This is a genomic window from Curvibacter sp. GW821-FHT01G03 (assembly GCF_059422285.1).
In genome coordinates, this window is sequence record NZ_JBWKWP010000006.1 from 13752 (window position 1) to 39077 (window position 25326).

The window sequence follows — 25326 nt, forward strand, 5'->3', positions numbered from 1 at the left end:
AACAGAACAGAAGGATCGCTCATGCACGTCTGTGTGCTTGGCGCCGGCATCACCGGGCTGGCCGCCGCCTATTCTCTGCAGCAGGAAGGCCATCGTGTGACCCTGCTCGACGCGGCCGATGCGGTGGGCCAGGGGGCCAGCGGCGGCAATGGGGCCCAGCTCAGCTACTCCTACGTGCAACCCCTGGCAGACCCGTCGATCTGGGGGCAGTTGCCCAAGCTGCTGCTGGCCGCCGATTCGCCGCTGAAGTTTCGCCTGCAGGCCGACCTGCACCAATGGGCCTGGGGGCTGAGCTTCATGGCCGCCTGCAACCGCCCGCGCTCGGAACGCAGCACCGCCACCTTGCTGGGCCTGGCCGCGCGCAGCCGCGAGGGCTTCGAGCACATGCTGGCCGATCTGCGGCCCGACTGCGACCACAGCACACCGGGCAAGCTGGTGCTCTACCCCACCGAGGCCGGGCTGCAAGGGGCGGCGCAGCAGATCGAGCTGCAGGCCCGCCTGGGCGGCGCCGCCCAGCGCCTGGTCTCGCCCGCGGAATGCGTGGCCCTGGAGCCCGCACTGGCCCGCTACCAGAGCGCCATGGCCGGCGCGGTCTACACCCCCAGCGAAAGCGCCGCGGATTGCCTCAAGGTGTGCCAGGCGCTGGACCAGGCGCTGGCGCAGCGCGGTGCCGAGCGCCGCTACGGCCGCCCCGTGACCCGGCTGGAGCTGGCCGGTGGCCGCGTGGTGGCCGCCCACACGGCCCAGGGGCCGGTGCAGGCCGACCACTTTGTGCTGGCCCTGGGGGCCGCCAGCGTGGCGCTGTGCCGCCCACTGGGCCTGCCGCTGCCGGTCTACCCGCTCAAGGGTTACAGCATCACCCTGCCGGTGGGCCGGGATCCGGCCCAGGCCCCACGGGTCAGTGTGACCGACAGTGCCCGCAAGGTGGTGTTCGCCCGCCTGGGCGAGCGCCTGCGCGTGGCCGGCATGGTCGAACTGGTGGGCTATGGCCGCGACATTCCGGCCGAGCGCATCACCAGCCTGTGCCAATCCACCGCTCAGGTGTTTCCGGGCTGCCAGGACTTCAGTGACGTCCAGGCCTGGTGCGGCCTGAGACCGGCCACACCCACCGGCCTGCCGATCGTCGGCCGCCTGCCGAAGGGCCCCGACAACCTGTGGATGAACACCGGCCACGGTGCGCTGGGCTTCACGCTGGCCTTTGGCACCGCACGCCAGCTCTGCGAGGCCTTGCGCGCCTGATCCCGGCCTGATCCGGGCCCTGCCGCCGGTGCCAGAATGCGCGCTTGAACGTGCTGTCACGTGCTTTGTGAGGTGCCCATGGCCCATCCATCTTCTCGTCGATCCCGTCTTGGCGCCCTGCTGGCGCTGGCCACCACCGCCACGCTGCTGAGCGCCTGCGCCCAGGCCCCTGCCCTGCCCGAGCTGGGCGACACCCGCTGGCTGGGCGACGGCAATCCGCCCACCCAGTTGCGGCTGGACGCCAGTGGCCAGGCCAGCGGCTTTGGGGGCTGCAACCGGTTCAGCGGGCGCTGGCGCATCGAACAGGGTCAGCTGCGCGTGGGCCCACTGGCGGCCACCCGCATGATGTGCCTGACCCCGGGCGGGGAGCAGGAGGGCCCCTTCCTGGCCAGCCTGGAGGCCACCCGCTCGGCCCGCCTCGAAGGCGGTCGCCTGCTGCTGCTGGATGCCCAGGGGCAGGTGTTGCAAAGCTTGCGACCCGCGCCCTGAGGCTCGCCCGGCCTCCCCCCACCCCGCAGCGCCTCACAAGGCCTGACGGATGGCCTGCTGCATCTCTTCGGTGATGGCCCGCACCAGCACCGAACCAGGCTTGTCGGCCAGGCGCAGGGCCTGCACCGGAACAGCGATGGCGGGCTCCAGCGCCAGCACATCGACCTTGCTGCGGTCGGCCGACACGGCCGTGCAGGCGTCCACCAGGGCCACGCCCAAGCCGTGGTGGGCCATGGCCAACGCGGCATGGTAGGTCTGCACCGTGACGTAGGAGGTCAGGCCCACGCCGGCCTCGCGGCAGGCCTGGCTCAGGCGCGTGCCCACCGGATCGCGGGCATCGAGGTTGATCACCGGCACGTCCACCAGGTCGGCCAGGCTCAGCTGAGCCTGGCGCAGCTTGCGCACCGGCAGCAGCCCCTTGGGCACCACGCACACCATGGCGCATTCGGCCAGCGGCTCGTGGGTCAGGGACGGGTGGCTGAGCGTGCTGAAGACAAAGCCCACATCGGCCTCCTGCAACATCAGGCTGGAGATGATCTGGGGCGAATGCAGAGCCTCGACACTGACCACGATGTCGGGGTGCTTCTTCTTGAAACGGGCCAAGGCGCGGGGCAGGATGTCGTAGCTCAGCGCCAGCACCGAGACGATGCGCAGCTCGCCGGCCACCTGGCCACCGCGCAGGCTGGTGGCCAGGCGCTGCACCTCGTCGAGCTGGGCAAACAGGCGCTCGATGTGCGGGAACAGCGTCAGCGCCTCGGTGGTCGGGGTGAGCCGACCCTTGGCGCGCTGGAACAGCGCAAAGCCAAGCTGGATCTCGGCATGCTGCAGGGTGCGGCTGACGGCGGGCTGGGTGATGTTGATCAGCCGGGCCGCCGCGCTCACGCTGCCGGTCAGCATGATGGCATTGAAGACCTCGATGTGGCGCAGGCGCATGGGGCCCCCGGCTCAGCTGCCGCGCTGCAGGCGTTCGCTCTTCCAGTAGACGTCGTCGCCGCCATCCACCCGGTTGAGCACCCGGGCCAGCACGAACATCAGGTCTGACAAGCGGTTCAGGTACTGGCGCGGCGTGTCCTTCAGGGCCTCTTCATTGCCCAGCGCCACCACCGCACGCTCGGCGCGGCGCGCCACGGTGCGACACACATGGGCCTGGGCGGCGCTGCGCCGGCCGGCCGGCAGGATGAACTCCTGCAGTCGCGGCAACTCGCCATTGAAGCGCGCCAGCGCCTCATCGAGCTGCAGCACGGCCTCGGCCTTGAGCAGCTCGAAGCCCGGGATCGACAGCTCGCCGCCCAGGTTGAACAACTGGTGCTGGATATCGGTCAGCAGCTCGCGCACCGCCTCGGGCAGGCTCTCGCTGAGCAGCAGGCCGATGTGCGAGTTGAGCTCGTCCACATCGCCCATGGCATGCACGCGCAGGCTGTTTTTGGACACCCGGGTGTTGTCGCCCAGGCCGGTGGTGCCGTTGTCTCCGGTGCGGGTGGCGATCTGGGTCAGGCGGTTGGCCATGCGGGGGTCCTTGCAAACGTTGAAAAAGCGCGGGGCCACGCCCGGCGTGGGGGCGGGCCGACCGGCTGTCGGGTCCTCGATTTTGCGCGAGATCGCCGTCCCTCGCCGCAGCGCCAGGCCATCAGCCCCCGGGCTCGGCAGGAAGCCGCCCACGCTCCTAGAATGGCAGGCTGGCCGCACCCGGCCCCCTATTCAAGCCGTACTGGAGACACCATGAACGCCCCCACCGCCCCCCTGCACCTGCTGCCCGAAGTACAGCAGCGCGACGTGCCCGCCGCCCTGATCGATGCCCTCAAGGCCCGCTTTGGCGAGCAGTGCAGCACCGCCCTGGTGGTGCGTGAACAGCACGGCCGCGACGAGTCCTCGTTCCAGGTGCCGCCGCCGGCGGCCGTGGTGTTTGCCGAAAGCACCACCGACGTGGCCGATGCCGTGCGCCTGGCCAGCCAGTTCGAGGTGCCGGTGATCCCGTTCGGCGTGGGCTCCTCGCTCGAAGGCCACCTGCTGGCCGTGCAAGGGGGCATCAGCCTCGATGTCAGCCGCATGAACCGGGTGCTCAGCGTGAACGCCGAAGACCTGACCGTGACCGTGCAACCCGGCATCACGCGCAAACAGCTCAATGAAGAGATCAAGGCCACCGGCCTGTTCTTTCCCATCGACCCGGGGGCCGACGCCACCATCGGCGGCATGACCGCCACCCGTGCCAGCGGCACCAACGCCGTGCGCTACGGCACCATGCGCGAAAACGTGCTGGCCCTGGAAGTGGTCACCGCCAGCGGCGAGGTCATCCGCACCGGCACCCGCGCCAAGAAGAGCAGCGCCGGCTACGACCTGACCCGCCTGATGGTAGGCAGCGAAGGCACCCTGGGCGTGATCACCGAGATCACCGTGCGTCTGTACCCCCTGCCCGAGGCCGTGTCGGCCGCCATCTGCTCGTTCCCGAGCATCGAGGCGGCGGTGCGCACCACCATCCAGACCATCCAGCTGGGCGTGCCGATTGCCCGTGTCGAGCTGATCGACCACCACACCGTGCGCATGGTCAACCAGTACTCCAAGCTGGGCCTGCGCGAAGAACCCATGCTGTTGATGGAGTTCCACGGCTCGCCCACCAGCGTCAAGGAGCAGGCCGAAACCGTGCAGGAGATCGCCAGCGAGTTCGGTGGCAACGCCTTCGAATGGGCCAGCACCCCTGAAGAACGCACCCGCCTGTGGACGGCGCGGCACAACGCCTACTTTGCCGCCGTGCAGTCGCGCCCGGGCTGCAAGGCCATCTCCACCGACACCTGCGTGCCCATCAGCCGCCTGGCCGACTGCCTGCTCGACTCGGTGACCGAGACCGACGCCAGTGGCATCCCCTACTTCCTGGTGGGCCACGTGGGCGACGGCAACTTCCACTTCGGCTACCTGATCGACCCCGACAGCGCCGAAGAACGCGCCAAGGCCGAAGAGCTCAACCACAAGCTCGTCACCCGGGCGCTGCAGCTGGGCGGCACCTGCACCGGCGAACATGGCGTGGGCCTGCACAAGATGGGCTTTCTGCTCGACGAGACCGGCGCCGGCGCGGTCGACATGATGCGCACCATCAAACGTGCGCTCGACCCCAAGAACATCCTGAACCCGGGCAAAATTTTCTCGCTTTGATCGCCACCGTCAGTTGTCGTCATGACGCAAGATTATCGGACCGGGCAAATGGCGAGACGCCGCCGCGGGTGAAGCCCCCAAACAAGATCGGATCCTTCGCCGTCCACCGCCCCGTCTGCGCGTCATAGTCCCGCGCCCCAAATCGCGTCAGCCCGGTGTCGGCGTCATACAGCCCGCCCGCAAACCCGAAGGACTGGAAGCCGGGGTTCGTGTCCAGCACGATCTGGCCCCATTCGTCGTAGTCGATGCGCTGCATTTCCTCCCCGCTCTGGGCGTTGACCACCAGGCGCACGCTGCCGATCTGGTCGGTGATGATCCTGTAGTCCTGCCCGTTCTTGCGCAGGCCTTCGGGTACGTTGGCCTTCTCTGCGTAGTGGGTTAAGCAATTAGTGATTGTTCCGCGCCTTTGTCTCCGGGAATAAATCCTGGCGGTAGCCCTGAACTTTGAAGGCGGTCAAGACCGATCAATGCTCCAGCGCCACCAATCCCTATCGCAAGGTCTGTAGCCGTAATGCCACCTGCCACAAGCGGTATCGCCAAGCAGAAGGGACAGAGGCCGCGGGGATCCGAATACGTAAGCGGGTTCCCCTCCACATAGGCATATACGTTTTAAGCAGGCGGCTGAAAGTAGATGTCCCAACAGACATCAAGTCTCAACGCGCCAAGCTCTGTCATCTGGTCCGCGCTCATGGTTGGGCCGCCTTGCCCAGAAGACAGGTAGTAGCAGCTGATGTCCAATTCGGCGCCTGACCTACGCAAGTGCTCCAGCGCCGCCTCCTTGGTCCTCAATCTATCGAGCAGCCAACCGATGTGACGTCTTGAATCTCGAGAAGTGACCACTCCGTAAGTGCTAAGCAGCCAGCCGGAATGGCGCCTACTCCGCCCCTTACTTCCGAACGGATCACCTCTTGAGAAGGACTCGGTCGCTGTTAATCCGAGAGCCTCGGCTATCTCCGTTCCGGTCGATGTTTCTGAGAAGACCCGCAGAGTGGCATAGGTTTCCTCACATGAAGGATATTCGTCGTCGAATTGCATCGTGTCACTTCCTTCGCGCGTCGCCCAGGTCACCAACGACATCTCCGTCTGGATTGCACACCTCGCCCGTTTGAGGATTGACACCGTATTTGTCTCGGCCTCGGCCTTTGTCGCTCTGTTTGATTCCGTGAAAGCGGCCACGGGCGTCATTCGGGTCGATCCCATTGTTTCGCCCCCATTGTTCCGCGCCTTTGTCTCCGGGAATAAATCCTGGCGGTAGCCCTGAACTTTGAAGGCGGTCAAGACCGATCAATGCTCCAGCGCCACCAATCCCTATCGCAAGGTCTGTAGCCGTAATGCCACCTGCCACAAGCGGTATCGCCAAGCAGAAGGGACAGAGGCCGCGGGGATCCGAATACGTAAGCGGGTTCCCCTCCACATAGGCATACAACGACACCTCTCCACCCTCAAACAAGATCGGATCCTTCGCCGTCCACCGCCCCGTCTGCGCATCATAGTCCCGCGCCCCGAATCGCGTCAGCCCGGTGTCGGCGTCATACAGCCCGCCCGCAAACCCGAAGGGCTGGAAGCCGGGGTTCGTGTCCAGCACGATCTGGCCCCGTTCGTCGTAGTCGATGCGCTGCATTTCCTCCCCGCTCTGGGCGTTGACCACCAGGCGCACGCTGCCGATCTGGTCGGTGATGATCCTGTAGTCCTGCCCGTTCTTGCGCAGGCCTTCTGGTACGTTGGCCTGCTCTGCGTAGTAGTAGATGGATTCAAGTCGGCCTTGGGCATCGAGTCTGGCCAGGGGGCGCAGTTTGTCAAGCCACAGCAGCCACCATTGCCATTGACCGTCGCGCTGTTTGCCGATGCGCCGGTTGAGCGGGTCGATGGCGTATTGGAGGGTGTGTCCGCTTTCGGTTTCGACTTGGCGCAGGTTGCCCTGGGCGTCGTAGTGGTAGCGGGCGAGGCCTTCGGGGCTTTGGCGTTCTTGCAGCTCGCCAGCGGGGGTGTAGCGGTAGGTGTTGCTCCTCCAGCGCAGCAGCCGGTCTTGTGCGTCGTAGTGGGCGATGGGCTGGCCGTTTTCTGTGAGGCGGTTGCCGTTGGCGTCGTAGCCCCAGGTGAGGGTGTTGTCGAGGCGGCCGTCTGAACTTTCGTCGCTGGCGCTTTGCAGTTGGCCTGCTTCGGTATAGGTGTAGCGTCGAATGCGGGGGGCTGCACCATACAGGCTTTGTTCGCTTCGGGTGATCTGGCCGGCGGGGTTGCGCTGCAGTTGGAGCTGGTACAGATCGGCTTGGCGCGCCGGGTTGTCGAGCAGCTTGTTGAGGGCCAGAATCTGCTGCTGGGCTGCCTGGCTGAGGTAGCTTTGGGTGGGGCGCAGGCCAGGGTCGATGGGGCTGCCGTCAGGGTAGTGGCTGGGGATGAGGCCTGCCGCGCCTTGGGCGTAGCGGGTCTCGGTGTTGTGTAGCAGGGTCTGCAGTGAAGCCAGGCTGGGCGCGCTCAGGGGCTGTTCGAGTAGCTCGGCCCAGCGGTGGTTGAAGGCCTCAAGATCGGCGTGGCAGAAGTCGCGGGGCCGCCAGGTGAGACTGGCGCGGAAGCTGACCTCGATCTGACAGTCGCCTTGCAACGGACCTGCCTTGTACCGACTTCCTTCTTGTTTTTGCAACGTGCAACTGCTTTGCAGTTGGTCGATTTCCATGCCGGGGTCTGACCAGATTTCGAGAGTGGCGCTGCCCCCGGGCCTTACCGTTTGCGTGAGGGGCGAGGCTCGGCCACCTTGCCCGGCTTGGACGCTGACGGTGTGGCTTTGTTCGAGCGGCGAGGCCTGGACCTGGCAATCGCCGGTGGGGGCGTCAAGCTCATAGAATTCCCAACCCTCCAGGCCTGGCAAATCCTCCGGTGCAACGCTTTGAGGTGGGATGTCGAGCAGTTTGACGCTGCCATCGCCACAGTTGCTGAGCACTTTTCTTGCCGGGGGAATGGGCAGGCCGACGAATGCCGGCCATCCTTCGGGTACCGAGAGCAGTTGCAGGCGAAAGACGCTTCCCGGGGTCAGGTCGTCAACGCGCAGGGTGTGACGCACCTGAGGGGCACCGGCGGGCATCACTCGACTCGAGAGGCCTACTGCGCAAGGACCTTGCAAGCGTTCGGTCGTAAAGCTCAGACCCTCCAGATGGCCGTCACAGCTGCTGACGATGTGATTGGCCCAGGCGGGAGGGAGGGTGTCTGCCCCAATGACCTCAACGCGTGCACTTTGACCTCGCGCTGGCCACTGCACTGCAGGGCTGACACGGCCCGCCCCAAGGTAATAGCGGAGGTCGACACTTCTGGACCCGATGACTGGATAGTAAACCTGACCAGATTCATCTGGCCCGAAGCGGGCAGTCACCGTGCATTGCTCCGGAGCACTGACCCCAGGCCCCGCGTAGAGTGCCTCGATGCTGAATTTCCCCTGCGCGAGTTGCTCAAAGACAGGATCCAAACCGCCGATGCCGAATCCAGACAGCTCCCAAAACCCGCTGTTGCCCTGACCACAGTCGGTCTCCAGGCTTTGTATGCGTTGCCCAGGATCGGGGATAAATCTCAGCATTGCTGACTGGGTGTCCGCCACTTTCTGCCGCTCGGGGCTGAGGCGGCCAGCACCGATGCTTTGCGCCAAAACTTCGGTCACATGGTTAACGACAGGTGGATTTAGGCTGGGTGCCGCCAGGACGGCGGGCTGCGGGGGTTCTGGAATCAAGCCGGGCAGGGCGCTTTGGCCTCTTGCAGATGCACGGTCGCGCGGGCTGGCCTCTTCTTCATCGGGCGCTGGCCAACTGATGATGCAGCTGTTTTGCTTGCTCAGTTCGTTGGAGAGGGCCTGCCCCAAGGCCTGGAAGCCGGTCTTGAGCAGTGGGCGCAGACGGGCGTCCAGTTGGGCTTCAGAGTAGACATGGCTGCTGCGGCTTTGCAGCATTTCGCCCATGCCGTTGTAGTGCTGGCTGCTTTGGATTTGGCCCAGGTTGAGTCCGCTCAACCAGCCCGTGGCACCGTCGCGTTGTAACGCCAGGGGGCCAAAGCGGGTGGGAAGGCCGTCAGGGTCACGCTGGAATTCGATGGCTTGCTCAGGGCTGGCGCCCAGGCTCAGTTCCAGGCGCTGGACACGGGGCAGAAAGTTGGCGCTGCCCTCCCCTTCGTAGCGGTAATGCTGCCCCAGGGGCCAGGGGCCGAGTTGGGTGAGCGAGTCGCGCAGCAGGGCGCCTTCGTGGTGCTGCTCGACGCGGTGGCCTTCCTCGGTCTGGGCGGCCTGCAGCCGGCCTTCAGGCCCCCACTCGAAGTGGGTGCGGTAGGGGCCGTCGAGCAGGTCTTGCAGCCGCCCCGCGCCGTCGCGCTGCAATTGGAGCACCTCCGCGCCCGGGCGCTGGATGCGGATGAGGAGTCGGTCGGCGTTATAGAGCCAGTGGGTGCTGGCGTCGTCGAGGCCGCCCAGTGCCGGGGCCTGATATCGGCTGAGGCGGTCGGAGGATGTGTAGTCGAAGCGGTGGCCCGCGCCATTGGGGGTGCTGAGTTCGCGCAGACGGCCGGCCAGATCGTAGCGGTAGTCGATGCGGCGTCCGTCGGGGCCGGTCTGCTGACTCAAGCGGTGGGCCGCGTCATATTCCCAGCGAGTGATGCGACCCAGGGCGTCGGTGTGGCTGGCCAGTTGCCCGGCTCCGTGGCTGCCGCTGGGGTGGTAGCTCAGGGTCTGGGTTCGTTGGACTGACGCTAAGGGGTCGGCCAAGTCTTGCGTTTGCAGGCTGAGCAGGCGCCCACGCGGGTCGTAGAGGTACTGTTGTCGATGGTGCCCCGGCAGTTCGACCCCGGTCGGGCGTTGCCAGGCATCGAGCCAGGTCAGCGTCTTTCGCCCGGCAGGGGAGCTGCGGGTCAAGCGTGAGGCGCTGACGTTGTATTCCAGTTGCCAGGGCGGCTCTTGGTTTTGGTTGGTTCGCTCTGACCAGTTGCTGATGCGCTCGCCCCAGGCCGTGCCGGAGCCCGGCACGGGTGTGCTGCTGCGATAGGTCATTTGACGGACGGTATTGCCCGGGCTCCACTGCTGCTGCAGTGCCTGGGTCGGGCTGGCCATGCCAAAACGCTGATCGGGGATGGGGGTTTCAGTGACGCTGAAGCCGTCGGCCCATTGCCGCTCCAAGGTGCCCAGGTAGCTGCGGTGGCTGCGGCGCTCATGGCCGTCAAACCCGGTCTCGACGCGGGCGCTGCCCTGCCACCACTGTTGTCTTGGCTCATCTTGGATGCGCCTTTCGCGGCCCATTGCGGTGGTGGCCGTCACACTGCCGTCGCCACGCGGGGGGCTGAGGGTCCAGCCGCTGCCGTCGCCATGGCGGTTGCGGATCAAGCGGCGATGGTCGTCGTATTCGAAGCGGTCGATGCCGCCGTTGGGCGCTTCATAGCGCGTCAGCAAGCCGGTCTGGCCGGGGGCTTCGGAATAGGCCAGACGGTGGGTGGCGCCGTTGGGCTCCTTCAGTTCGCTCAGCAGGCCTTGCGGGTTGTAGTGCAACTCGGTGCGCAGGCCGTCGGGCGAGACCACGGCCCGCAGGCGTTGATCCGGCGCGCGTTCGAAATGCGTAGTGTTGCCAAAGGCATCGCTGATGCCGATCAGGTAGCCTGAGGGGTTGTAGTGGTGGTGGCTCAAAGTTTCGCCATTGAGTGCGTTGCGAAGGCGGTAGGGGCGGCCCAGACGATCGAACTCCTGGATCTGCAGGCCGTCGGCGCTGGGCAGACCCGAGGTGGCGCCGCTGAAGCCGGGGTAGCCCGACTCATAGGCGCCAATGCCATCACGGCCCAAGGTGTAGATCACCCCTTCGGGGTCCACTGCGGTGGCGTCCTGGTAGGCGAAGTCATCCAGCGCCGGATCTATGAGGCCCGATTGGCCGCCGGGGCTCAGGTAGCGCAGCGCCCGTCCCTCGGCGGTATCGATCCAGTACAGACCGCCTTGTTCGTCAGGGATCAACTGGACAGGCCGGATCGGCGCAGGCTGCCCGTCGCTGGGAAGCACGCGCTGGATGCGGCCGCTCTCGCCCAAGGCGTACAAAGCCTGGCTGGTGGCAAACCAGACCCGGCCTGCCCGGTCCCCCTTCATGGTGTTCGGCAGCTCATGGCCCTCGGGCCAATTCATCGAGTGACTTTCGCCAGAGGCCGCAACCTGAACCAAAGGATCCGACCGCCATCGGTACAGGACCAGCACGTTGCGGTCCGGCAGCACGGCAACATCGTGGATGGGTTGCGCAAAGCCAGATTGGGGTGGGAGGGCTACGGTCCGGACTTGCCCATCCGGGCTCAGGACTGACAAGCCGCCAAAGCGGGCCTCCTTGAAATAAATGCTGTCATCCGGACCCCAGGCCAAGGGCAGAGGCTCCTGCAGGGGCAAGCCAAGAGCGGGGCCATCGGCCTGACGGGCCCCGTCTTCCCCCGACCCCGCTAACACCGTCAAAGGCCCGGCGGGATCAACAGGCAAGGCCACGATCTGCTGAGCTCTGCCGACGATCATGCGTCCGTCGCCCGACATCAACAGCCCACGGACTCCGACATTCTGATCACCGAAGGCGTGTTTGAGCGTCCGCACCTTGGGCAGCCATTGCAGGGCCGAGATGGTCTGCCCAGCGGCCTGGTAATGGGTGCGCTGGCCCGCATCGTAGAGGCTGAGCGGGCTCAAGGCCCAGCCACCCGCTGCCGCAGCCTGCACTTCGGGGCTGCCCTGGGGTGGAGCAACCCGCAGTCGGTGGGTGTTAGTAAGCGCCACCGATGTGCGGCCCTGGTTGGCTTGAGTGTCCCAGTTGTTGATGCGCTCAAAGGCCCGCCTGAAATCGGCTGGGCTGGGGTAGTAAACCGTGGCGTAGTTGTATTGGACTGCGGTGGTGGCCACAGTGCTCTCGCGGACCTCGCGCCCGTAGGCGTCGCGCCCATCCCACTCAAAGGACAGCTTCTGCCGTTCCTGCCAGCCCTGGGCCGCCGGGATGTTCAGCTGGCGGCGTCTGCCGGCGATGTCCGAGGTCACGGTGATGCCGCTCAGGCTGGCGGGCCAACTGTCGGCGGTGATTTCGACCTGGTACGTGCTGGTGGGGCCTGGCGATGCGGGGGCACTGCCAGGGGCCGCGCCCACCCGGTCGCTGCGGTAGTAAAGGCGGTAAGAGGTGCCGGCCAGGGGCAAGCCCTGGCCGACGGCCCGGGCTTCGAAATGGATGTCGCAGCCTTCACCGGGGCAGGCACAAGGCTGCCCGCCTTGGCCGCACGGGGGCTTGTCGTCCGGGTCGGGCGGAGGGCTGTCAGGCGGTCCAACAGCATCGAGGGGCGGGCCCCAGGGCCAGTTGAAGTCCCAGGCGCTGAGGTGATTCAAGGCCACGCGCCAGAGTTGGGTGCCCGCCGGGTACAAGGATGCCAAGGATTGCAGTTCGCTCTCGGTGATACCCAGGGCCTGCAATTCGTCGGGCCGGGCCGCGCCCGGTGCGGTGCTGACGCGCAGTTGGGCCTGGCCGTCCTCGATGGCCAGGATTTCGATGACACGGCCGTTGTCGCTGCCGATCCAGGCCGCCTTGGCCGGGTCGTACCAACCGGCGGGCACCGAGGTGCCAACCGGTGCGGCGATGAAGTTGTCGACATAGATGGGCACCGGCTGGCTGAAGCTGACGCCGCGAGCGCCTTGCAATTCGGCCTCATCGACCGAGATGTCGACGGCATAGGTGTAGCCCACCGACACCGGGAGTTCGCCCGGCATGGCCGCCGGCCCCAGAGGGCCGACCGTGTATTCGGTGGCACGCAAGGTCAGGTGGCTAAGGGCTTGCTGGCGTCCATCCTGCAGATCGAGGGTTGCTTGCAGCCCGGCAGGGAACCACATCACAGGGCGGCGCTGCCCACGTTCATCGCGGCTCAGAGGGCCCCAGGCCAACTGGGGGCCCTCTGGAGCCTGGGAGCCCAGGTCGATGTCGCTGTATTGCGGGGTACGGGCCAGCAGCACCAGCTCGTCAAGCAGCGTCCAGTCGCGCCAAGCTGGTTTGACCTTGCGTTGTGACCGCAGGTAGCCGGGCTTGTCGTATTCCAGGGTCAGCAAACCCCCACCATTGACCGCGAGGTCGAACCAGCCGTCATTCCGACTGCGGGTCTCGCCGAAGCGCGGTTGTCCGGCCAAGCGCACGCGCACTCCGGGCAGAGGCTGGCCGGCGCTGTCGAGCACGCGTCCGCGCAGCACGGCCAGGCTGCGGGCATCGAACACGCTCGTGTCCGCACCGGTCTGGATCGCGTCAGGCCCTTCGTAGAGAAAGGCGACGCCGTCGGCGAAGGGGGCGATGGCGGCCTCGCTCAAGGGTGGCGCTTGGGTGGCAGGGTCAGGGGGCAGCGCACGCTCGTCATGGACTGCGAGCGCGAAGGTCTGAACGCTGCGCAAGCCTTGCGCGTCTTGCACCAGCAGTTCCACCTTGAACAGGCCGGAGTGCTCTGGCGTCCACCCCAGCCACTGTTGCGGAGCCTGCCCGGAGAGGGCCATGCCTGCGGGCAGGCTCGCCCCCGCCTGCACCGACAAGGCGTGGCCCAGCGCGTCCCGCGCCCGCACCTGGTAGCGCCAGGGGACGCCCACCTGGGCCAGCAAGCCAGGCTGGGTGCTGAAGCGGGGGCTGCGGCTTCGGTCATCCCAAGGCGAAGCTTCTCGTTCGTCTGGCCTGGGCGGATCGGTGTCTGACACCTCAAGACGCCAGCGCTGCTCGCCGGCTTGGCGGCTGCCATTGCCGGCCTGGACCAGGATGTCATGGTGCCCGGCCTGATCCGGTGTCCACACGAGTTGCTGCCCGAGCAGGGCCATGCCGGCAGGGCCCTGCACCAGGCGGAGTTGGACGGAACGAGGCGGGATGTTGGGGTCCTGGACCTCGATCGCGTAGCGCCAGGGCTGGCCGGCACGGCCCTGGGTCGGCGGCGTGCTGACAAAGCGGGGAGGCTGCAAATCACCGATGCTTCCGCCATGGGCGTCCTCAGCTACCACAATAAGGCTACGCTGGTCATAGGCGCCCGATGCATCGCTGACGCGGACCTGAATATCATGCGTACCCGCAGAGGTGGGTGTGAATCGGGCCATGGCCTCCTGGTGTCCGGTGGGCTGGAGACTGAACCCGGCGGGCGTGGCTCCCGGTAATTGCCAGCTCAAGGCGTCGCCATCGGGATCATGGGCGCGCAGCTTCAACTGCCAGGGTTGACCGACGATCAGTGCGAGCGCCTGGGTTGGCCAGTCCTGCAGGCGGGGCGGCTGGTTGGAGGGGCGGTAGCGCAGCGAAAGCCGCAGTTGATCCCCGAACTGCCCTCCATGGAGTGACACCAGATCAGGGCTGTCGGGCAAGTTGTCGTCCAACGCATCCTGGGCCAACAAACGGTCTGTGTCCGCTGGCCTGCCCACTTCAGAGGCGGATGCGGCACGCTGGGCCCAGCCCGTGGAGGGATCGAGCACCGGCTGCAGCAACAGGCACAGCCAAACAGCGGAAGTGCGCCCCCCTCCGCTCAGCCGACGCCCATGCCTTCGCCAGGCGAGTCCGCCGAGCAGCACGGCCAGTGCCAGCGCCGCCCAGAGGTCGAGAGCGGGAATCGCAGCCGGATCTGCCCCACTGGTGCCCAGGGAGCCGTTCAAGGGCAGGAGGATGCTGTCCCCGGCGCCGACCGTGGTTTCCGCTAGATAGTCTCCGGAGGTGGCGAGCACCACGCGCAGCGCACCAGCCCCATGAAAGGTGGCCACAGGCAAGGTCAAGGACAGCACCTGTTCCTGTGACGCAGCCAAGCGCTGGGGTGCAGCATATGCGCCGGGCACTGGTGTGGCCGGCCCAAAAGTTTGAGTCTCGGCGTCGCAGCGGGCCATCAAGGAGAAGGCGCTTTCGCCCGAGGCGTCGAGGGACAGCAGCAGACGATGTGAAAAGCCGGTGATGGAGGCTGGCCCCCCACGCTCCTGCAGCACTGCAGGACAACCCTTTCCGCCTTCAGCGTCAATGAAGAGCTGAAAACCCGGGCCTTGATTCGATGCCTGAGCTTGAGCCAGGGGTAAGAACATACACGACAGAATCCCCAGGATCAGTTGCCCGAGCAGCGCACGCCACCCATTGAGCAATGAGCACGGACCAGGCCCTGACCCCCGTTGCATGCGCGATCTCTGTATGAGCCCGCTGCGACCTGGTTTCGGCATACATCCCCCTGTATTGCGGAGATGGGAAATGCACGTGTATTCCGCTGCGTCTTCGCTTTGCCGCTTTTTAGCGGGGATACCGGAAGCAAGTGCACTTACAAGCGCAAGGTGTGCGTGTAGTTGTTAGCGCGTATCCAATGTCTCGCACGGGCCACGTTGAAGCGTAATCGGGATGTGCGGACGAGTCGGATGCGAGGCATGGGCTAGTGCCCATACAACTGGGCGGCACCTGCACCGGCGAGCATGGCGTGGGCCTGCACAAGATGGGCTTTCTGCTCGACGAAACCGGCGCCGGCGCGGTCGACCTGATGCGCACCATCAAACGCGCCCTCGACCCCAAGAACATCCTGAACCCGGGCAAGATCTTCGCGCTGTGAAAGAGGCCGCCGGCCTCACGCAGGCTTGACGTGCGCAGGCTCCTCAGCACTTGAAGCCAGCGGCTGCACCGCCAGCCGCTGGCCCAGTGCTTTCAGGATGAGCAACAAGTTGCTGAGTGCCGGGTTGCCACTGGGGGACAGGCGGCGTCATGCCATTGAATGGCCCGGCACACCCAAGCGAGCCAGATGAAAACCACCATCGCCCTGAATCTTCAACTTAAGCGGGTCAGGCAAAAAGTTCGGACTGCTCGTGCTTCAAAGCCTCGATCCGGCACATGAGGCCGATCTTTTCATCGGCTTTGCGCCTTGCGTGTTCAGACATGCAACTCGCCAACTCATCAAGTTGTTCAACGCCGCTGATGGTTCGGAACGTCTTTTCCTTGTTGACAAAGACAACCGACTTCTTCTTTTGCGCCAACAACTCAATGATGTTGCTCAATGTGCCGGTGCTCTTCGCATCCCAAACCATGAGGCCGACATCAGCGGCCGCAGCCATCGCGAGATCCTTGGCTGTAAAGAACGCCCTGGTTCCTGGCGCATGCTGGGTGGTGACGACATCCACAGGCCAATTGCCCACGTTGTTGCGGGGCATCCCGCCGCTGCAGTAGACGGTGGTGTTTTCGTGTCCGAGGGCCAGTAACTGCTGCTGGATGGAGGTGTCCGCCCCTTCAGCATCGCCCACAAGCACCTTGAACCCCAACGCGACGATGTTGCCAATACGATCCTTCACCTTCACATCAAGGTGCTTGATGTTCATGGAACCTGCAATGAAAACGGTGGTCATGGCGATCTCCAGGTCAGGGCGGCGACGTAAACATGCCTCACTTTAGGGTACTTTCGGAGAGCAGCGCAGGCGGCCTCCAGGGAGGCCCCGGTATGGAACAGGTCGTCAACCACAAGCACATTCCAGGGCCCCGCTCCCTGAATCGTGTCGTGGACAGCAAAACTGTCGCCGATGGCCTCTATTTTCTCCTCTTTAGTCTGCAGATCCTTGAGGAGCTTGGCAGCGCGGCTTCTGTGTAGCAGGTCGGGAAAAACCGGGATACCTGACAAAGCACTCAGCGCTTGCGCAACTTCCGTCACCGGCTGTCGAGCACGTACCGTGGACGCTGGCATAGGAACAATGAACCCGATCCCGGCAAGCCTCGGGACGACATGGTCCAGCAATGCCTTTGCCAAGGGTTGCACCTGCCCCCAATCCTGACGGTACTTCAACTGGTAGGTGGCTTCACCGACATCGGTGCGGACTGATTCGAATCTCGGACGACCGTATTCATCGTCACCGAGGTGGGTGCTGCGAAGCATGTGCTTGTTCAATGCCCAACCGGCGTTCCAAGGTCCGTGCAACTGCCGCAAAACCACATCCATAGGGCCCCCTGTCGCGTCTGATCGCGATTATTCCCAGGGAAGCGAAGTCGAAGCTTTCCGACAACGTAACAAGGTGCCAGCGGTCTCTTGATCGACCTGCTCCCAAAGCCATGGACGGCGCCCCTCTTTCCGAAACACCTGTTTCGTACGGCTTGGCCGCCACAGTATTCACATCGGAGCATCAGGTCCTCCCAGCCATCTCGAACGCCCATGAAAAACCCCGCCGCGGCTCACGCCGGGCGGGGTTTTTTTGTGTGCCTGGACTCAGCCTGGCGGCGTGGATCAGTAAGTCAGTTCACCGTGCGGCAGCAGGCCGGCGCGGTTGGCTGCAGCGGCGGCCTGGCGCACTTCCTGGCGAGTGATGGCGGACTTCACGGCCGGCAGCACCTGCGAGTTGGTGTCCACGTCAGCGGCGTGACGGGCAGCGGCCACGGCCTGGGTCTTCACTTCGGCGCGGCTGTATTGCGACACCACGTCGGCGCGCTGGTTGTATTCGGCCAGGCCTTCGGCAAAGCTGGGTGCGGCGGCCACGAAGGCAGAGGCGGCAATCAGGGCGGAGGCGATCAGTTGGCGGTTCATGATGATGTTTCCTTTCAAAGTTGATGGACTTCCGGGCAGGGCGGAGGCCTCGATGGGCGCCGTCTTGTCCAGCTCGGTGAGTCTTTGCAGAGGTGTCTGGCTCATCGATGGGATGAACTTTATAGGGTTAACACCAACAATAAAACATCGTCATGCGCAAATGGCTATTCCGTTTTTAGAAACAATCAAAGCGGAACTTTGGGTGCCGCACCGGGCCTGCCCGGCAGCGGGCGGCCTCATGAAGGCAGCTGGTTGAGCAACAGGCGCAGCCGCACCACAGGCAAGCTGTGCTGGCGCCCGGCCGCGGTACCGAGGGGGGTGAGGCCAGGTTGCCAGGCTTCGATCAGGGCTTGCAAGGGCTGCAGCTGACCGGCCTCCACCGTTTGACCGCGCAGCTCGGGGTAGCGGCTGGGGTTTTGGGTACGGGCCTGCAGCCAGGCCACGCTGCGCGCCATCGAGGCCCCGGCTGGGGTGGCCCGGTGGTACAGGTCGTCGCCACTTTCACGCAGCGCCAGGGCCAGCGTGAGCAGGGGGCGCAAGGCGTCCACCTGGTCGGCCAGTTGGCCGCTCTGGCGGTAGTCCAGGCTCTCGCCCGTGGGCAACAGCGCGTCCATCAACTGCTGCTGCAAGCCGCGCCGGGCCGATTCGACCAGGGTGGCGTCGCTCAAGGCCCAGCCGATCAGGCCAATGCTGCACAGGCGGTGGCTGTTGCGGCGGTCCAGCGCATCGGGCCGGTCCAGTTGCCGGTCGCCTTGCTGGGCCAGCGCATGGGCCTGCCACCAGGCGTCGAGGCGAGTCCGATCGGCTGTGGCCATGTGGGGGCGCAACAGGCGGTAGGCCCACACCGCGGGCTCCAGCCAGCGCAGGCTCAGGGGCTGGGCCACCGGGGCCAGGCTGCGCGCCCAGGGGCGCAGCAGCTCCAGCGCCCGCTCCCGGTAGGCCGCCTGCCCATTGAGCGTGAACAGAAAGGCCAGGGCCTGCAGCTGCTCGAACTCGCCCAGGCTGTCGGCCACCCGGCGTGGCGGGGCCTCGCCTTGCCAACGGGGCTCGGCAGGCAGTTGGGCCAAGGCGTGCGGGGGCTGGCTCCAGCCGCGGGCCAGCAACTGGTACTGGGCCTTCATGACGGCCTGCACCTCGGTGGATTGGGGTGCGCGCTCGCGCAGCAGCTGCCAGTGGCGCTCCGGGGGCCACCACAGGGCGGGCAGCGGAGCCTGGGCCGGGGGATCCTGGGCCCACAGCGCACTGGCGGGCAGCCCGCCGACCACACAGGCCAGCCAGGCCCGGCGGTGGATGCTTTGAAAGCGGCTGGCGGTGTTCATGGTGGGCGCTCCTGGCGCGGTGGGCTGGCGGGTCGCCAGCGCTCGATGATAGGTTGCCCCGGCGCCAGGTGAAAGCCGGATCAGCCCCCCTTCAGAGCTGGTAGATCCAGACCGGACGCCCGTCGGGGGCCATCAGTCGGGCCTGGTGGGGCTGCTCCAGCACCTCGAACTCCAGGCTCACCAGCCAGCTGCCCGGGGCCATCTCGGCCTGGGCCTTGGCCAGGGCGCGCGCCATGCTCTCGGGGCGCTGGAACACATAGACCAGTTGGTACGGCGCCCAGGATTCACGCCAGATGTCACCGCGCCGCACCTGGGCCCAGGGGCAGCGCAAGGCGCACAGCAGGCGCAGCGGCCAACTCCACTCCAGGCCGTGCAGCACCGCCTCGGGCCAGGCCCGGCGCAGGGCCCGCAGACCGTCGCCCAGGCCACAGCCCGCGTCCAGCACCGCCGCACCCGCAGGCAAGGCGATCGCCTGGGGCAACCCCAGCAAGGCGCCCCGGGGGGTGGGGAAGATCGGCGCATCGCGCCAGGCATTGATGGGGTAGACCAGCAGCACCAGGCCCAGCGGCAGCAGCCACACCCAAGCTGGCAGCGTGACAGCGCCCGACACCAGCAACGACAGGGGAAAGCCCAGCGCGATCATGAAGCGACGCCACCAGTTGGGCCCCAGCACGCTGCCCAGGGCGCCCAGCGCCGCGGCACTGCCCAGGGCCAGCAGCACACCCACCCCGGCCTGCGCCAGCACGGCAAACAAGCCCCAGGCCGCGGCCCAGACCAGCAATGCCGGCAAGGGCCAGGGCAGGCGCAGCCGGGCAGGTGGGCGGCGGCCGGGCACGGTGCTCATGGGTTCGAGCTGCGCATCAAGCCCCCGCGGAGCTGCCGCGCAAGCGGTCGATCAGGCCGTTGAGTTCTTCCAGCGAACCGAACTGGATGGCCAGTTCGCCCATTTCCTCGGTGCGGCCAGCACGCTTGACGCGCTTCTTCACCCGCACCTCCACCGCCGCGGTCAGCAGGTCGGAGAGTTCCTCCTCCACCCGCTTGAGGTCACGCGACTTGTCTTTCTTGGTCGGTTTGGGCGAGGTCAGGCTGAATTCGGCGCTGATCTTCTTGACCAGGCCCTCAGCCTCACGCACCGACAGCTTCTTGGCCACGATCTGGTTGGCGGCGGTGATCTGGGTGGCCCGGTCGAGCGACAGCAGCGAGCGCGCGTGGCCCATGTCCAGATCGCCGGCCATCAGCATGGTCTGCACTGGCTCGGCCAGGTTCAGCAGGCGCAACAGGTTGGAGGCCGCGCTGCGCGAGCGGCCCACCGCCTGGGCGGCCTGCTCGTGGGTCAGGCCGAACTCTTTCACCAGGCGCTGCAGGCCCTGGGCTTCTTCGAGTGGGTTGAGGTCTTCGCGCTGGATGTTCTCGATCAGCGCCATGGCCGCGGCCGCCTCGTCGGGCACCTCGCGGATCAGCACCGGCACGCTGTCCAGACCGGCCAGGCGCGAGGCGCGGAAGCGGCGCTCACCGGCAATGATTTCGTACTTGCCGTCGTTCGGACCCGCGTGCAGGCGGCGCACCAGGATGGGCTGCATGATGCCCTGCGCCCTGATGCTTTCGGCCAGCTCGTACAGCGCCCCCTCGTCCATGCGGGTGCGCGGCTGGTAGACGCCGGGCACCAGCTGGTCCAGCTGCAGAGTGGCCGGCTGGCCGCTGTTGGCGGCAGGCACATTGCCGTCGGTCGCAGCTTCGTCCACCTTGGGGCCCAGCAGGGCTTCGAGTCCACGGCCCAGGCCCTTGGGTTTCTTGGTCGCCATCTTGGTCAGATCTTTCTTGGAACTTGGATTTCAGGGCCCATCAAAGCGCCTGAGGGGGTTGCAGGGGCGCTGACAAGGACTGCAGCAAGGCCAGCCCCTCGGGCCAGTCGCCCAGGCCTGATTCGGCATTCAGGTGCCCGCGTGGGCCCGCCTCCACCAGGCGGCTGCCCCAGGCCTGGGACAGGCCCTGGGCATGGGCCAGGCTGGCGTAGGGGTCGTTGCTGCTGGCCACCAGCACGCTCGGGAAGGGCAGGCGCTGGCGCGCCATCGGAGCCCAGCCGGGCAGCATCACGCGCAGGTCGTCGCGCGCCAGCTCGGGCGGCGCCACCAGCAAGGCCCCGCGCACACGGGCCGTGTTGCGCGAGTGCGCCGCCCAGGCCGCCACCAGGGCACAGCCCAGGCTGTGGGCCACCAGCCACACCGGCCCGGGCTGGGCCAGCAGCACTTCTTCGAGGCGGGCATTCCAGTCACCGCGCAGCGGGCGCATCCAGTCGTGCTGCTGCACCCGCACAAAGCCATGCTGCTGCTCCCACAGCGTCTGCCAATGGCCGGCGCCACTGTTCTGCCAGCCCGGCAGCAGAAGAACCTCTGAAGCCTGAATCATCGAACGCCTCCGGGGTTCACATGGTTTTGATGCGCTGCACCATTTCTTCGGCGAATTCGACGAAGGCCTGGCTGCCCTTGGCCTGCGGGTCGAACACCACGCCGGGCAGCCCGTAGCTGGGCGCCTCGGCCAGGCGCACGTTGCGCGGGATCACGGTGTTGAACACCTTGTCGGCAAAGTGGCCCTTGAGCTGCTCGCTCACCTGCTGTTGCAGCGTGATGCGGGGGTCGAACATCACGCGCAGCAGGCCGATGATCTGCAGGTCTTTGTTGAGGTTGGCATGCACCTGCTTGATGGTGTTGACCAGATCGGTCAGGCCTTCCAGGGCAAAGTACTCGCACTGCATGGGCACGATCACCCCGTGGGCAGCGCACAGGCCATTCAGGGTCAGCATCGACAGCGAAGGCGGGCAATCGATCAGCATGAAGTCGTAATCGGCATCGACCGCGGCCAGGGCGGTCTTGAGGCGCTTTTCACGCCGCTCCAGCTGCACCAGCTCGACCTCGGCACCGGCCAGCTCGCGGTTGGCACCCAGCACGTCATAGCCGCAGGCCTCGGCGCGCACCTTGGCCTCGGCCACCGAGGCCGACTCGATCAACACGTCGTACACCGTGAATTCGAGCTGGCGCTTGTCCACGCCCGAGCCCATGGTGGCATTGCCCTGCGGGTCCAGGTCGATCATCAGCACGCGCTGGCCGATCTTGGCCAGGCCGGCTGCCAGGTTGACGGTCGAGGTGGTCTTGCCGACCCCCCCTTTTTGATTGGCGACGCAAAAAATCTTGGCCATGAATTCGTTCTTGTTCTAGGGGTCAGGGGTTATTTGGAAAAGGCCAGCTTCAGGCCAAAGCCGATCAGAAACACGCCGGCCAGCTTTTCCAGCCCACGCGCAATCGCGGGGTTGGCACGCAGGCGTTCGGCCAGAAAATGCGTCAGCAGCACCACCACCACGCCATAGGCCAGGGTCAGCGCTGCGATGGTGGCCGCCATCACGCCAAAGGTCAGCAAACCCTGGTGGTGCACCGGGTCCACGAACAGTGGGAAGAAAGCCATGTAAAACACGATGGCCTTGGGGTTGAGCAAGGTGATGGCCGCCGCTTGTTGAAAATACTGGCGCGGCCGGATGTTCAGCACCGGGGCCGACCCCGGCTTGGCCGTGAGCATGCGAAAACCCAGCCAGGCCAGGTAGGCGGCGCCCAGCCACTGCACCGCATGGAAAGCTGGCGGCCAGGCCGCCAGCAAGGCCGCCACACCGGCCACCGCCAACCACATCAGCACCTGGTCACCCGCGATCACGCCCAGGGTGGCGGCCATGCCGCCACGCAGCCCACCCTTGCCGGTGGAGGTGATCAAGGCCAGGTTGCCCGGCCCCGGAATCGCCAAAAACAGGACGATGGCCGCCACGAAAGCGCCGTAATCTGCAACACCGAACATGATTGGATCCTCCACCCACTGAGCGGCCGAGTTTACGCGAGTGGCCTGCCCGCCAGATGTCAGAACGTGCAGACCTTCTCAGATCAGGCCGGCTTCATCCAGATGATGCAGCGTTCGGCCTCCAAGCCGGGCACCTTGAGCTGTTCCACGTGAAACACCTGCACAGCGGCCGGCAAGGCCGCCAGCTCATCCGCCGGGTGCTTGGCCTTCATGGCCAGCCAGACACTGCCCTCGCCCAGGGCTGCCTGTGACCAGTTCACAAAATCGGGCAGCGAGGCAAAGGCCCGGCAGCTGACCACATCAAAGGGGCCGCTGAGGTTCTCGACCCGGGCATGCACGCCACGCAGATTGCCCAGGCGCAGCTCGGCCGCCACCTGCTGCACAAAGGCGGCCTTCTTGGCCACCGTGTCCACGCAGCTGACCGACAGCGTCGGGCAGCAGATGGCAAAGACCACCCCCGGCAGTCCGCCGCCCGAGCCCACGTCCAGCAGCTTGCGGGCCATGCCCTCCCCCAGGCCGGCCAGGTGGCGCTGCAGTGGCGGCACCGCCGCCAGGCTGTCGAGCAGGTGGTGGGTCAGCATCTCGGCCGGGTCGCGCACCGAGGTCAGGTTGTAGACCTTGTTCCACTTCTGGATCAAAGCCATGTAGTCGAGCAAACGGCCCACCTGCTGATCGTCCAGCGACAGGCCCAGGGCCTGCAGGCCGGCCCGCAGTTCGGTTTCAAAAGCACGTGCGCTCATGGGGCCACCGCCGTTTCGTCGGCCTGGGCAGCCTCGTTGGCAAAGCCACGGAAGCCGCCCTTTTTCAGGTGAATCATCAGCAACGAGATCGCCGCAGGGGTCACCCCCGAAATGCGCGAGGCCAGGCCCAGGGTTTCCGGCCGATGCTTGTTGAGCTTCTGGCGCACCTCGATCGACAACGCCCCCACCTGCATGTAGTCAAAGTCGGGTGGCAGTTTGAGGTTCTCGTAGTGGGCCGCGCGCTGCACCTCGTCGCGCTGGCGATCGATGTAGCCCGAATACTTGGCCGCGATCTCAATCTGTTCCACCACGGGTTCGTACAACTCACCCAGGGCTTCGCGTGACACCACCACGGGCTGGGTCTCGCTGGCCACCGGCAGGTACTTGCCGCCGTCCAGCGACATCAGGGCTGCATAGCTCACATCGGGGCGGCGCAGCAGGTCGGCCAGGTTGTATTCGTGCTCGATGGCCTTGCCCAACACCCGCTCGGATTCGGCCGCCGGCAGGTTGCGCGGATTCACCCAGGTGCCGCGCAGGCGCTCTGTTTCACGTGAAACAGCTTCCAGCTTGCGACTGAAGGCGGCCCAACGCGCATCATCGACCAGGCCCAGGCGCCGGCCCGCCTCGGTCAGGCGCATGTCGGCATTGTCTTCGCGCAGCTGCAGCCGGAACTCGGCCCGGCTGGTGAACATGCGGTAGGGTTCGGTCACGCCCTTGGTGATCAGGTCGTCCACCAACACCCCCAGGTAAGCCTCGTCGCGACGCGGCAGCCAGGACTCGTCGCCACGGCATTGCAGGGCCGCGTTGATGCCGGCGAACAAGCCCTGGGCCGCCGCCTCTTCGTAGCCGGTGGTGCCGTTGATCTGGCCGGCAAAGAACAGGCCACCGATCTGGCGGGTCTCAAAGCTGCTCTTCAGGGCGCGAGGGTCGAAGTAGTCGTACTCGATGGCATAGCCCGGGCGCAGGATGTGGGCGTTCTCCAGCCCCACCATGCTGCGCACCAAGTCGTACTGGATGTCAAAGGGCAAGCTGGTGCTGATGCCGTTGGGGTAATACTCGTGGGTGCTCAGGCCTTCGGGCTCCAGAAAGATCTGGTGGCTGTCCTTGTCGGCAAAGCGGTTGATCTTGTCTTCCACGCTGGGGCAGTAGCGCGGGCCCACGCCTTCGATCTTGCCGGTGAACATGGGGCTGCGGTCAAAGCCGCTGCGGATGACCTCGTGCGTGCGCTCATTGGTGTGGGTGATCCAGCATGGCATCTGCTGCGGGTGCATGGACACCGACCCCATGAAGCTGAACACCGGGATGGCCCCTGGCAGCCCGCCAGGCATGCCATCGCCGGGCTGTTCAGTGCACTTGGAGAAGTCGATGCTGCGCCCATCGATGCGCGGCGGGGTGCCGGTCTTGAGGCGGCCCTGGGGCAGCTTCAGCTCCTTGAGACGCGCCGACAAGCTGACCGCAGGCGGGTCACCGGCCCGGCCGGCCGAGTAGTTGTTCAGGCCGACGTGGATCTTGCCATCCAGGAAGGTGCCCGCCGTGAGCACCACGGTGCGCGAACGGAAGCGGATGCCCACCTGGGTGACGGCGCCCACCACGCGGTCGCCCTCCACCATCAGGTCATCCACCGCCTGCTGGAACAGCCACAGATTGGCCTGGTTTTCCAGCCGGTGGCGGATCGCCGCCTTGTACAGAATGCGGTCGGCCTGGGCCCGGGTGGCCCGCACGGCCGGCCCCTTGGAGCTGTTGAGGATGCGAAACTGGATGCCCGACTCGTCGGTGGCGATGCCCATGGCACCGCCCAGGGCATCGACCTCTTTCACCAGGTGGCCCTTGCCGATGCCCCCGATCGAGGGGTTGCAACTCATTTGCCCCAGGGTTTCGATGTTGTGCGAGAGCAGCAAGGTCTTGCAGCCCATGCGGGCCGCGGCCAGAGCGGCCTCGGTGCCGGCATGACCGCCGCCAACGACGATGACGTCGAATTCTTGTGGGTAAAGCATGGTGGTGAAAACGGGCCTGTTGAAGCCGCAGACAGAGGTGGCCAAACAAGACCCCAGCGCCGTGGGCGCCAGGCCGGGGGG

The 25326-nt window shown here is 66.1% G+C and carries 20 protein-coding genes and 2 pseudogenes; 5 read left to right on the forward strand and 17 right to left on the reverse strand.

The window, feature by feature from the left end:
* Positions 1–21: 21 nt before the first annotated feature.
* Both AC07VS_RS09545 and AC07VS_RS09550 read left to right on the forward strand, forming a co-directional pair.
* Positions 22–1239 (forward strand): D-amino acid dehydrogenase, encoded by a 1218-nt coding sequence (locus tag AC07VS_RS09545; protein WP_494750833.1) that lies wholly within the window; start codon positions 22–24, stop codon positions 1237–1239.
* Between the two features lie 78 nt (positions 1240–1317).
* On the forward strand, positions 1318–1728 hold the full coding sequence (locus AC07VS_RS09550; protein WP_492349509.1) for an META domain-containing protein: 411 nt from the start codon (positions 1318–1320) through the stop codon (positions 1726–1728).
* A 33-nt stretch (positions 1729–1761) separates the two neighbouring features.
* Here the strand turns inward: AC07VS_RS09550 and AC07VS_RS09555 are convergent, their stop codons facing one another.
* Together AC07VS_RS09555 and AC07VS_RS09560 are read right to left on the reverse strand one after the other, a co-directional pair.
* A complete protein-coding gene (locus tag AC07VS_RS09555) occupies positions 1762–2661 on the reverse strand; it encodes a LysR substrate-binding domain-containing protein (RefSeq protein ID WP_494750834.1) in 900 nt (299 codons plus the stop codon).
* Between the two features lie 12 nt (positions 2662–2673).
* Positions 2674–3234 carry a cob(I)yrinic acid a,c-diamide adenosyltransferase gene (locus AC07VS_RS09560; RefSeq protein ID WP_492349507.1) on the reverse strand — a complete coding sequence of 187 codons (561 nt, stop codon included), beginning with the start codon at positions 3232–3234 and terminating at the stop codon, positions 2674–2676.
* 213 nt (positions 3235–3447) lie between these two features.
* Between AC07VS_RS09560 and AC07VS_RS09565 the strand changes: the two genes are divergently transcribed.
* Positions 3448–4872 carry an FAD-binding oxidoreductase gene (locus AC07VS_RS09565; protein WP_494750835.1) on the forward strand — a complete coding sequence of 475 codons (1425 nt, stop codon included), beginning with the start codon at positions 3448–3450 and terminating at the stop codon, positions 4870–4872.
* Between the two features lie 19 nt (positions 4873–4891).
* Here AC07VS_RS09565 and AC07VS_RS09570 read toward each other — a convergent pair whose 3' ends face one another.
* The 3 genes from AC07VS_RS09570 to AC07VS_RS09580 all read right to left on the reverse strand — a co-directional run bounded on the left by AC07VS_RS09570 (position 4892) and on the right by AC07VS_RS09580 (position 14602).
* Positions 4892–5296: an RHS repeat-associated core domain-containing protein gene (locus AC07VS_RS09570; protein ID WP_494750958.1), complete on the reverse strand. Its 405-nt coding sequence runs from the start codon at positions 5294–5296 to the stop codon at positions 4892–4894.
* A 185-nt stretch (positions 5297–5481) separates the two neighbouring features.
* Positions 5482–5949 (reverse strand): DUF4279 domain-containing protein, encoded by a 468-nt coding sequence (locus AC07VS_RS09575; protein ID WP_494750836.1) that lies wholly within the window; start codon positions 5947–5949, stop codon positions 5482–5484.
* Positions 5912–14602, reverse strand: a complete 8691-nt coding sequence (locus tag AC07VS_RS09580; protein WP_494750837.1) for an RHS repeat-associated core domain-containing protein — start codon at positions 14600–14602, stop codon at positions 5912–5914. The genes AC07VS_RS09575 and AC07VS_RS09580 overlap by 38 nt, the downstream gene beginning before the upstream one ends.
* A 617-nt stretch (positions 14603–15219) precedes the next feature.
* Between AC07VS_RS09580 and AC07VS_RS09585 the strand changes: the two are divergent.
* A pseudogene (locus AC07VS_RS09585) lies at positions 15220–15408 on the forward strand (FAD-linked oxidase C-terminal domain-containing protein); the annotation flags it as partial.
* A gap of 15 nt (positions 15409–15423) precedes the next feature.
* On the opposite strand, the pseudogene AC07VS_RS09590 reads toward AC07VS_RS09585, so the two are convergent.
* The 4 genes and pseudogenes from AC07VS_RS09590 to AC07VS_RS09605 form a co-directional block, all read right to left on the reverse strand.
* Positions 15424–15555: pseudogene (locus AC07VS_RS09590) on the reverse strand (addiction module antidote protein); the annotation flags it as partial.
* 79 nt (positions 15556–15634) lie between these two features.
* On the reverse strand, positions 15635–16192 hold the full coding sequence (locus AC07VS_RS09595; RefSeq protein WP_494750838.1) for a hypothetical protein: 558 nt from the start codon (positions 16190–16192) through the stop codon (positions 15635–15637).
* Positions 16189–16713 carry a ComF family protein gene (locus AC07VS_RS09600; protein WP_492349504.1) on the reverse strand — a complete coding sequence of 175 codons (525 nt, stop codon included), beginning with the start codon at positions 16711–16713 and terminating at the stop codon, positions 16189–16191. Before AC07VS_RS09600 ends, AC07VS_RS09595 begins: the two co-directional genes overlap by 4 nt.
* 345 nt (positions 16714–17058) lie before the next feature.
* Positions 17059–17355, reverse strand: coding sequence for a hypothetical protein (locus AC07VS_RS09605; protein ID WP_027474907.1), 297 nt, complete (start codon positions 17353–17355; stop codon positions 17059–17061).
* Between AC07VS_RS09605 and AC07VS_RS09610 the strand changes: the two genes are divergently transcribed.
* Complete coding sequence (locus AC07VS_RS09610) at positions 17354–17611, forward strand: hypothetical protein (RefSeq protein ID WP_494655896.1); 258 nt, start codon at positions 17354–17356, stop codon at positions 17609–17611. The two genes, AC07VS_RS09605 and AC07VS_RS09610, sit on opposite strands and share 2 nt — an antisense overlap.
* On the opposite strand, the gene AC07VS_RS09615 is transcribed toward AC07VS_RS09610, so the two are convergent.
* The 8 genes from AC07VS_RS09615 to mnmG all read right to left on the reverse strand — a co-directional run bounded on the left by AC07VS_RS09615 (position 17592) and on the right by mnmG (position 25245).
* On the reverse strand, positions 17592–18674 hold the full coding sequence (locus AC07VS_RS09615; RefSeq protein WP_494750839.1) for an alginate lyase family protein: 1083 nt from the start codon (positions 18672–18674) through the stop codon (positions 17592–17594). The genes AC07VS_RS09610 and AC07VS_RS09615 overlap by 20 nt on opposite strands.
* Before the next feature lie 91 nt (positions 18675–18765).
* Positions 18766–19518: a class I SAM-dependent methyltransferase gene (locus AC07VS_RS09620; RefSeq protein ID WP_494655893.1), complete on the reverse strand. Its 753-nt coding sequence runs from the start codon at positions 19516–19518 to the stop codon at positions 18766–18768.
* A 16-nt stretch (positions 19519–19534) separates the two neighbouring features.
* Entirely contained in the window at positions 19535–20476 is a 942-nt protein-coding gene (locus AC07VS_RS09625) for a ParB/RepB/Spo0J family partition protein (RefSeq protein WP_494750840.1), read from the reverse strand.
* Positions 20477–20516: 40 nt separating this feature from the next.
* Complete coding sequence (locus tag AC07VS_RS09630) at positions 20517–21080, reverse strand: RBBP9/YdeN family alpha/beta hydrolase (RefSeq protein ID WP_492349500.1); 564 nt, start codon at positions 21078–21080, stop codon at positions 20517–20519.
* A 16-nt stretch (positions 21081–21096) separates the two neighbouring features.
* Entirely contained in the window at positions 21097–21867 is a 771-nt protein-coding gene (locus AC07VS_RS09635; RefSeq protein WP_492349499.1) for a ParA family protein, read from the reverse strand.
* Positions 21868–21896: 29 nt separating this feature from the next.
* A complete protein-coding gene (locus AC07VS_RS09640; RefSeq protein ID WP_492349498.1) occupies positions 21897–22511 on the reverse strand; it encodes a LysE family transporter in 615 nt (204 codons plus the stop codon).
* Between the two features lie 83 nt (positions 22512–22594).
* Positions 22595–23251, reverse strand: coding sequence for a 16S rRNA (guanine(527)-N(7))-methyltransferase RsmG (rsmG, locus tag AC07VS_RS09645; RefSeq protein WP_494750841.1), 657 nt, complete (start codon positions 23249–23251; stop codon positions 22595–22597).
* The gene (mnmG, locus tag AC07VS_RS09650) at positions 23248–25245 is read right to left on the reverse strand and encodes a tRNA uridine-5-carboxymethylaminomethyl(34) synthesis enzyme MnmG (protein WP_494750842.1); all 1998 of its coding nucleotides are present in this window, start codon (positions 25243–25245) and stop codon (positions 23248–23250) included. The genes rsmG and mnmG overlap by 4 nt, the downstream gene beginning before the upstream one ends.
* Between the last annotated feature and the right edge of the window lie 81 nt (positions 25246–25326).

What these genes read in the sequence shown, in the direction of transcription:
- AC07VS_RS09605 (WP_027474907.1), bottom strand. Translation starts at nt 17,355, where the DNA reads ATGAACCGCCAACTGATCGCCTCCGCCCTGATTGCCGCCTCTGCCTTC.
- AC07VS_RS09560 (WP_492349507.1), bottom strand. Translation starts at nt 3,234, where the DNA reads ATGGCCAACCGCCTGACCCAGATCGCCACCCGCACCGGAGACAACGGC.
- AC07VS_RS09640 (WP_492349498.1), bottom strand. Translation starts at nt 22,511, where the DNA reads ATGTTCGGTGTTGCAGATTACGGCGCTTTCGTGGCGGCCATCGTCCTG.
- AC07VS_RS09565 (WP_494750835.1), top strand. Translation starts at nt 3,448, where the DNA reads ATGAACGCCCCCACCGCCCCCCTGCACCTGCTGCCCGAAGTACAGCAG.
- AC07VS_RS09550 (WP_492349509.1), top strand. Translation starts at nt 1,318, where the DNA reads ATGGCCCATCCATCTTCTCGTCGATCCCGTCTTGGCGCCCTGCTGGCG.
- AC07VS_RS09545 (WP_494750833.1), top strand. Translation starts at nt 22, where the DNA reads ATGCACGTCTGTGTGCTTGGCGCCGGCATCACCGGGCTGGCCGCCGCC.
- AC07VS_RS09625 (WP_494750840.1), bottom strand. Translation starts at nt 20,476, where the DNA reads ATGGCGACCAAGAAACCCAAGGGCCTGGGCCGTGGACTCGAAGCCCTG.
- AC07VS_RS09615 (WP_494750839.1), bottom strand. Translation starts at nt 18,674, where the DNA reads ATGAACACCGCCAGCCGCTTTCAAAGCATCCACCGCCGGGCCTGGCTG.
- AC07VS_RS09630 (WP_492349500.1), bottom strand. Translation starts at nt 21,080, where the DNA reads ATGATTCAGGCTTCAGAGGTTCTTCTGCTGCCGGGCTGGCAGAACAGT.
- AC07VS_RS09600 (WP_492349504.1), bottom strand. Translation starts at nt 16,713, where the DNA reads ATGCTTCGCAGCACCCACCTCGGTGACGATGAATACGGTCGTCCGAGA.
- AC07VS_RS09575 (WP_494750836.1), bottom strand. Translation starts at nt 5,949, where the DNA reads ATGTCGTTGGTGACCTGGGCGACGCGCGAAGGAAGTGACACGATGCAA.
- AC07VS_RS09555 (WP_494750834.1), bottom strand. Translation starts at nt 2,661, where the DNA reads ATGCGCCTGCGCCACATCGAGGTCTTCAATGCCATCATGCTGACCGGC.
- AC07VS_RS09595 (WP_494750838.1), bottom strand. Translation starts at nt 16,192, where the DNA reads ATGACCACCGTTTTCATTGCAGGTTCCATGAACATCAAGCACCTTGAT.
- AC07VS_RS09620 (WP_494655893.1), bottom strand. Translation starts at nt 19,518, where the DNA reads ATGAGCACCGTGCCCGGCCGCCGCCCACCTGCCCGGCTGCGCCTGCCC.
- AC07VS_RS09635 (WP_492349499.1), bottom strand. Translation starts at nt 21,867, where the DNA reads ATGGCCAAGATTTTTTGCGTCGCCAATCAAAAAGGGGGGGTCGGCAAG.
- mnmG (WP_494750842.1), bottom strand. Translation starts at nt 25,245, where the DNA reads ATGCTTTACCCACAAGAATTCGACGTCATCGTCGTTGGCGGCGGTCAT.
- rsmG (WP_494750841.1), bottom strand. Translation starts at nt 23,251, where the DNA reads ATGAGCGCACGTGCTTTTGAAACCGAACTGCGGGCCGGCCTGCAGGCC.
- AC07VS_RS09610 (WP_494655896.1), top strand. Translation starts at nt 17,354, where the DNA reads ATGATGATGTTTCCTTTCAAAGTTGATGGACTTCCGGGCAGGGCGGAG.